General features: G+C 69.7%; 7 protein-coding genes. 5 read left to right on the plus strand and 2 right to left on the minus strand.

From position 1 onward, the window contains the following. The 5 genes from ccoG to G7A99_RS14605 form a co-directional block, all read left to right on the plus strand. The coding region (gene ccoG, locus G7A99_RS14585; protein WP_163141398.1) for a cytochrome c oxidase accessory protein CcoG at window positions 1-1,056 on the plus strand (1,056 nt) is incomplete at its 5' end. A gap of 17 nt (window positions 1,057-1,073) precedes the next feature. Then, on the plus strand, window positions 1,074-1,586 hold the full coding sequence (locus tag G7A99_RS14590) for a FixH family protein (protein ID WP_163141401.1): 513 nt from the start codon (window positions 1,074-1,076) through the stop codon (window positions 1,584-1,586). 10 nt (window positions 1,587-1,596) lie between these two features. Beyond that, window positions 1,597-4,026 (plus strand): heavy metal translocating P-type ATPase, encoded by a 2,430-nt coding sequence (locus G7A99_RS14595; RefSeq protein WP_163141404.1) that lies wholly within the window; start codon window positions 1,597-1,599, stop codon window positions 4,024-4,026. A 19-nt stretch (window positions 4,027-4,045) separates the two neighbouring features. Continuing rightward, on the plus strand, window positions 4,046-4,297 hold the full coding sequence (ccoS, locus tag G7A99_RS14600; RefSeq protein WP_163141407.1) for a cbb3-type cytochrome oxidase assembly protein CcoS: 252 nt from the start codon (window positions 4,046-4,048) through the stop codon (window positions 4,295-4,297). After that, window positions 4,294-5,007 carry a sulfite exporter TauE/SafE family protein gene (locus G7A99_RS14605; protein ID WP_163141410.1) on the plus strand — a complete coding sequence of 238 codons (714 nt, stop codon included), beginning with the start codon at window positions 4,294-4,296 and terminating at the stop codon, window positions 5,005-5,007. The genes ccoS and G7A99_RS14605 overlap by 4 nt, the downstream gene beginning before the upstream one ends. Here G7A99_RS14605 and G7A99_RS14610 read toward each other — a convergent pair whose 3' ends face one another. After that, window positions 5,008-5,847, minus strand: coding sequence for a universal stress protein (locus G7A99_RS14610; RefSeq protein WP_163141412.1), 840 nt, complete (start codon window positions 5,845-5,847; stop codon window positions 5,008-5,010). It abuts the gene before it with no gap. Next, the coding region (locus G7A99_RS14615) for a Lon protease family protein (protein WP_163141415.1) at window positions 5,837-7,798 on the minus strand (1,962 nt) is incomplete at its 5' end. The genes G7A99_RS14615 and G7A99_RS14610, both read right to left, overlap by 11 nt.

The raw sequence follows: 7,798 nt of genomic DNA on the forward strand, positions 1-7,798 counted from the left end.
TGGACGGAGGTGTTTCTCTGGATCGAGCACTGGACGGAGGGCGACCGTCCCAGGCGGATGAAGCTGGACCGCGGTCCATGGAACCGCGAGAAGGTCGTCCGCAAATTCTCGAAGCACGGCATCTGGATCCTGCTCGCCGCCTGGACCGGCCTCACCTTCGTGGGCTTCTTCACGCCGATCCGTGAGCTCAGCCTGCGTGTGCTCACCCTGGATCTGGGCCCGTGGGAGACGTTCTGGCTGGTCTTCTATGGCTTCGCCACGTGGGGCAATGCCGGGTTCATGCGGGAGAACGTATGCCTGTACATGTGCCCGTACGCGCGCTTCCAGAGCGCGATGTTCGACCGGGACACGCTCGTCATCTCCTACGACGAGGCGCGGGGAGAGCCGCGCGGCCCGCGCAAGCGCGGCGCCGATCCGGCCGAGCTCGGCCTCGGAGACTGTATCGACTGCACCCTGTGCGTGCAGGTCTGCCCGACGGGCATCGATATCCGCGACGGCCTGCAGTACGAATGCATCGCCTGTGGGGCCTGCATCGACGCCTGCGATCAGGTCATGGACAAGATGGGTTATCCTCGCGGATTGATCCGGTATACCACCGAGAACACGCTCGAGGGCAAGCCGACGCGCATCCTCCGCCCCCGGGTGATCGTCTACTCGGTGCTGCTCCTCGCGCTGATCACGGGCACGCTCACCGCGGTGGCGATGCGTACGCCGATGCGCGTGGATATCCTGCCGGACCGCAATGCCCTTTACCGCGCGCTCGATGGCGGCCGGATCGAGAACGTCTACGACGTGAAGGTGCTGAACATGTCCCAGCAGGCGCACACCTATACGGTGTCCGCATCGGGGCTGCCCGGAATAACGGCGGACACCGATCCGGACCGCATCGAGATCGCTTCAGGGGAACAACGGAACGTGCCGGTGCGTCTGAGAGTGGATGCGTCGGTAATGAGCACGCCGGGTACCGACGTGGAGCTGACGGTAACCTCCGAGGACGGCAGCCTGTCTGTCACCGAGACCACCCGTTTCCACGGTCCGTTTCACCGTGGTGAATGATGATGAGCGCAAGCGTAATGAGCACTGAAGACCAAAAGCCCTGGTACCGGCAGTTCTGGTGCTGGTTCGTGTTCGCGCCGCTGGGCGTGTGGGTGATCGCGATGATCGGTACCGTCATCGTGCTCAACGGGAACATGGATGACCTGGTGGTCGACGACTACTCGCAGCTGGGCAAGACCTATATCCAGGAACGTGCGGCCTACGACCGCGCCGACGCCCTTGGTGTCGGCGCGCGGGTGCATGTCCAGAGGGACAGCGGGCGTGTCACGCTTGCCCTGGAAGGGCTCGACACCCCTCCGGAAAACCTGAAGGTCAAGCTGGTGCACCCGACGATCGCCAAGCGCGACCTCGGGGTCGAGCTGCACCGGGACCAGACCGGGCTGTACCGGGGCGGCACCGGAAGTGCGATCGACAACCGCCGCTATGTCATCATCGAACCCGTCGACGGTTCCTGGCGCCTGCGCGGCGAACTGAAGGCCCGGGTGGGCGATCTCCGGCTTGGGGGATCGGACGGCGACGGAGGCGCCTGACCGGCCGGCGATGGCGGAACGGTGCTTCCACTGCGGCGATCCGGTACCGACCGGAGAGCGCCGTGTTGTCCGCATAGACGGCGAGGACCGACCCGTATGCTGCGCGGGCTGCGAGGCCGTTGCCCGCCTGATCGCCGGCAGCGGGCTCAGTGATTTCTACCGCTACCGTACCGCGCCATCGAGCCGCCCGGAGCCCGAGGCGGACGAGTGGTCCGCCTACGACCGCGAGACGCTGCTCGACGAAGTCAGCCATCCCGTCGGTGAGCACGCGCGTGAAGCGGTGTTCGCGCTGGAGGGGATTACCTGCGCCGCCTGTGCCTGGCTGATCGAGCGGGTGCTGGAGCGCGAGCCGGGCGTGGAGACCGTACAGGTCAACCCGGCCACCGGACGCCTGCTGCTCGGTTGGGACACCACCGTCACGCCCCTGAGCACACTGTTGCGGCATCTCGCCGGCATCGGCTATCGGGCCCATCCGCTGGAGGCCGGCGAGGCGGTGCCCGGCATCATCCGTGAGCGCCGGGCGATGCTGCGGCGGCTCGCGGTGGCCGGGCTCGGCATGATGCAGGTCATGATGTACGCGGTCGGCCTGTACGCGGGCGCGATCCACAACGACATGGATCCACAGATCGAGACGTTCCTGCGTCTCGTCAGCCTGCTCGTGGCGACGCCGGTGGTCGTCTACGCGGGTGCCCCCTTCTTCCGCGGTGCCTGGCGCGATGTGCGCGGCGGCCGGCCCGGCATGGATGTACCGGTGGCGCTCGCCGTGGGCAGCGCGTTCGCGGCGAGCGTCTGGAACACTCTCGTCGCCGGCGGCGAGGTCTACTTCGATTCCGCGACCATGTTCGTGTTCTTCCTCACCGTCGCCCGTTCCCTGGAGATGGTCGCGCGTCACCGGGCGGGACGGACGACCGAGTCACTGGCGCAGACGCTGCCGACCACTGCACTGCGCCTTTCCGGGGAGCGCCCGGAGCGGGTGGCGCTGCGCGAGCTTCAGCCGGGTGACCGGGTACGGGTGCGGCCGGGGGATACCATCCCCGCGGACGGCACCGTGATTTCGGGGCGGAGCGCCGTTGACGAGTCCCTTATCACCGGCGAATTCGAGCCGGTGCCACGGGGCGAGGGCGACGCCGTCCTCGCCGGCAGCGGCAACACCGGCGGCGCGCTCGACATCCGTGTCGAGCGGATCGGGCGCCAGACCCTTGTCTCCGCCATCGTGGGCCTGCTCGAGCGCGCGCAGACCCGACGCCCGCGACTGGCGCGGGTGGCCGACCGGGTCGCCGGGTGGTTCGTCTCGGCGGTGCTGGCCGGCACGGTGGTCATCGCCGGCGTGTGGTGGTGGCTGGAACCGGGAGCGGCCTTCGAGATCACACTGGCAGTGCTGGTCGCGACCTGCCCCTGTGCGCTGTCGCTGGCGACCCCCACGGCGCTGGTCGCGTCGACCAGCGCACTCGCGCGGCGAGGGCTACTCGTGACCCGCACGGATGCGGTCGAGGGGCTGGCCCGTGCCTCGCGGCTGATCCTGGACAAGACCGGCACGCTGACCACCGGCACACCGGGGGTTCGGGGCATCCGGGTTGCGGAGCGTATCGGCCGGGACGAGGCCTATGCCCTGGCGGCCGCGCTCGAGGCACACTCCGAGCACCCGATCGCCGGGGCGTTTCCGCCCGGCGAGAATCTGCCCCGGGCAGGGGAGGTCACGGTAGAGCCGGGCTCGGGGCTCGCGGGCGACGTCAATGGCCGGGCGGTGCGTCTCGGCCGGCCGGAATGGGCACTGCCGGCGGGCGTGACGGCGCCGGCGGGCGGGATTGTCCTCGCCGACGGCGACGGCTGGCTGGCGACCTTCGAGCTGGCTGACCAGCTCCGTCCGGAGGCGGTCCCTGCCATACAGGCGTTGCAGGCAAGGGGGCTGACGGTCGAGATCGCCAGCGGCGATGACCCCGCGTCCGTGGCCGAGGTGGCCGCCGCGGTCGGTGTCGACGGCTGGCGCGCGCGCATGCGGCCGGAGGACAAGCTCGCGCGCATGCGGGAGGTCCAGAGCGCCGGGGAACGCGTCGTGATGGTGGGCGACGGCATCAATGATGCCCCGGTCCTTGCCGGTGCGGACGTCTCGGTGGCGATGGGCCGGGGCAGCGCGCTGGCGCGCAACAGCGCGGACATGGTCCTGATGCGGGACGATCTCTCCGCGCTGGTGGAAGCCGCCGACGGCGCCCGCCGTGCGGTCCGGATCATCCGGGAGAATCTGATCTGGGCGGCGCTGTACAACCTCACCGCGCTCCCATTGGCGGCGACGGGCATGCTCACGCCATGGATGGCCGCCATCGGCATGTCGCTGAGCTCGCTGGTGGTGGTGGGCAACGCCCTGCGCGCAAACCGCTGGCGCGCGCCCCGGCTCGGACCCGGCGGGCATGAGCCGGCGGCGATAACCACCGCGACGCCCTGATCGTTTTCCGGAGACTGCCATGACGATTCTTTACGTCCTCATCCCGCTGGCCCTCATGCTCCTGGTGGTCTTTGTCGGGGCGTTCTTCTGGGCCGTGGGCAACGGTCAGTTCGACGATCTGGACAGCCCCGCCTATCGGATCCTCATGGACGACGACGGCCCGTCGAAGACACCGCCGGAGACGGGGGGCGAGGCGACGGCCGGCGAGGAACGGGCCGATACGGATCCGGGGGCCCGTGAAGACGCCGACGATGGGGACCGCGCCCAATGATGGGGGACATTACCCTTCTCGGGGCGTTGCTCGCCGGGTTGGTGGGCAGCACCCACTGCCTGGGTATGTGCGGCGGCATTGCCTCCGCGCTCGGCATGGGGGTGGCGCCGGAACGGCGCACCCCGTGGCGTCTGTTCGGTTATGCGCTGGCGTACAACGTGGGCCGGGTGGCCAGCTACGCCGTGGCCGGCGCCATTGCCGGCGGCATCGGGCTGTGGCTGGCAAGCCTGGTCAGCCTCGGGTCATGGACCAGCGGCCTGCGGGTCGCGATGGGGCTGGTCATGGCCGCAATCGGCGTTCAGGTTGCCTTCAACTGGCGGCTGCTTGCCCCCCTGGAGCGCAGCGGCATGCGGGTGTGGGCCCGTATCGCGCCGCTGGCACGAGGGCTCATGCCGGTGCGTAGTCCGGGCCGGGCGCTGCTCCTCGGCGGCCTCTGGGGGTGGCTGCCGTGTGGCCTCGTCTACGGCATGCTCGTCGCCGCGGCGCTGGCCGGTGGTGCCGTGGACGGTGCGGGGGTGATGGTTGCCTTCGGTATCGGCACGATGCCGGCGATGGTACTCACCGGTACGGCGGCGGCGGTGACCGGCCGCCTGCTCGCCCGGGGCCGGGTACGGCTCGCGCTCGGCGTGACGATCCTGGTAATGGGCGTGTGGACCGCGTCCGTGCCGATCTACTCCGGGCTTAACGCCCTCTACTGTGCCCCGGCGTGATCAGTCGATGACGAGTACGGGCACGTCGAGCTCATCGAGCAGCCGGTAGCCTTCCGCGGTGGCGAGCGGCTCGCTCGCCCGGGATATGACCAGCGCCTGCCCCTCGGCCCGGTGCAGGGCCTCGACCAGTGTGGCGGCACGGGTATCGGCGATGTGCTCGAAGCGGATCGGCGTGCCCACCCGTCGGGACCATTCGCCCGCCAGCCTCTCCAGCTCCACCGACGGGCCGGTGCCCGGTCGCAACAGGATACACAGCGGCCGGCTGCGGTCCCGTGCCAGGCGGATCGCCGTGTCCAGTGTGGGGCTCGGATCGTCGCCGCCGGGCTGGAGGACCACCACCGGGCGGTCATGGCGGGGGCGTTCCTCACCCACCACCAGCACGCTGCAGCGCGTCGCACGGGCGAGGCGCGAGGCAACGCTCCCCATCGCCGGGCCGTAGTGCCGGCGCCAGCCGTTGCGGCCCACAACCAGTGTGTCCCGGGGCTCGGCTGCACTGTCCGCTGCCCGTTCAAGGCGGTCGCGGCCGACCTCGAAGCGCCACCGCAGCGCACGCCGTGTGCCCGCACTGGCCAGTGCCTGCTCCAGGAGGCGGGCCCGCTCCCGCAGCTCGCGCTCGACCAGAGCGGCCTCCAGCGGGCGGGTCTGGCCGGAGGTCATGCTGATCTCGTGGCTGAACGGCAGACCGGCAGAGCGCAGCAGGTCGGTGTCCTCGACGAACAGACCGACCAGCTCGGCGTGCTGGTGCGCGGCGAGGTCGGCGGCCGTCTCCAGAGCGGCCCGGGCGCCACGGGTGTCGTCGAGCAGGACCAGGATACGTGTCACCGCCGGTTCACTCGTCACGGCCGTCTTCCCCGTCACCAACGTTACCGCCATTATCGTCCTTTCCGGCAGCGCCGTCGCCGCCACTGTGCCGCTCGGCCAGCCTGGCGAAATGCCGGAGCCGGTCCGCCACTGCGCGATTGACGGTGCCGTCCGGGAAGCGCCCGTCATTATCGGATACCCCCGCCTCGGTGCCGGTCAGCAGGGTCAGCGCATCGTCCACGTGGGACAGGGGCCAGATGTGGAAGCGGCCGGCGGCGACCGCGTCGACGACACGGGGATGAAGCATGAGGTTGGCGACGTTGGCCCGGGGCAGGGCGACGCCCTGTCTGCCGTCCAGGCCGCGCTGGCTGCAGACGTCGAAGAAACCCTCGATCTTCTCGTTGACGCCGCCTACCGCCTGCACCTGACCGTGCTGGTTCACCGAGCCGGTAACGGCGATGCCCTGGGCCAGGCCGTAACCGGAGAGCACCGAGCAGAGGACGCAGTACTCGGCCACGGAGGCGCTGTCGCCGTCGATGCCGCCGTACGACTGCTCGAAGGCGATGCTCGCTGCCAGCGACAGCGGCGCCTCGCGCGCGAAGCGCGAGGCGAGGAGGTTGGAGAGGATCATCATCCCCTTGGAGTGGATGTTGCCGCCCAGCTTGGCCTCGCGCTCGATGTCCACCATGTGGCCGCGCCCAAGCCGGGCGGTGGCGGTGATCCGCGCGGGCCGGCCGAAGGCCTGGCCGCCGAGCTGCATGACCGACAGGCCGTTGACCTGGCCCACCGCCGAGCCGGCCGTGTCGATGAGCAGTGTCTCGCGCTGGATGGCGCGGTCGATATTCTCGCGCACCCGGGAGGCCCGGTAGACCTGGTGGTCGATGGCCTGCTGGATATCGTCGGCACGGATGGTTCGACTGTCGTCGCGGATCGCCCACTGGTTTGCCTCGACGAGCAGATCGCCGATCGCGCGATTGTGGATCGACAGGCGCTCGCTGTCGTCGGCCATCCGGCTGGCGTGCTCGATGACCCGGGCCACGGCCTCGCGGTCCAGGGGGCGGACCTCGCGCTCGCCGGCCAGGGTGGCGACGAGCCGCGCGTAGTCGTGGATGCTCTCGTCGGTGCGCGCGAGGTCCTCCTCGAAATCCGCCTCGATCTTGAACAGCTCGGCGAAGTCCGGATCGTAGGCGGTGAGGAGGTAGTAAAGGCTGCGCTCACCGAGCAGGATCACCTTGACGTCCAGCGGCATCGGCTCGGGCTCCAGCGTGACCGTGCTGATCAGGCTGAAGTACTGCTCCAGCGGCTCGGTATGCACCCGCCGGGAGAACAGTGCCCGCTTGAGGCTTTCCCAGGCCAGCGGCTGGGTCAGGACCTTGCGCGCGTCGAGGATCAGGTAGCCACCGTTGGCGCGGTGCAGCGCCCCGGCGCGCACGAGGTGGTGGTCGGTGACCAGCGCGCCCTGGTGGACCTGGTGCTCGACCCGGCCGACCAGGCGCTGATGGCTCGGCATGTCCTCGTAGACGACCCGCGCGCCCTGCTGGTCGGCGTTGTCGACGAGCAGGTTCACCTCGTAGCGTCGGAAAAACGCCTGCAGCGACTGGCCCTGCTCGCCGCCCTGGCCGATCAGGGCCTCGACGTTCGCGGTGACGTCCTCGCGGATCGCGTCGAGGTGCCCGATCACCCCGGGATAGTCCGCCCATTTCCCGCGCAGGTCCTCCAGCAGGTGGCCGACGGCGAATACCGCCATTTCCTCGTGGAGCGAGCGGATCTTCTCCTGGGCCTCCTTGCGCCAGCGCGGCATCTGCTGGATGACCGCCTGGAGGCGTTCCTGGAGCTCGCTCACGGCCTTCTCGATGGCCTCGCGCCGCTCCTCCGGCAGCTCCCGGAAACGCTCCGGATCCATAACCTCGCCATTCTCGTCCTTGGGCGCGAAGGTAAAGCCGTTCTGGGTCTGGAGCAGGGCGATACCCTGCTGGTCCGCCGCCTCCTG

The organism is Arhodomonas sp. KWT, from assembly GCF_010993615.1.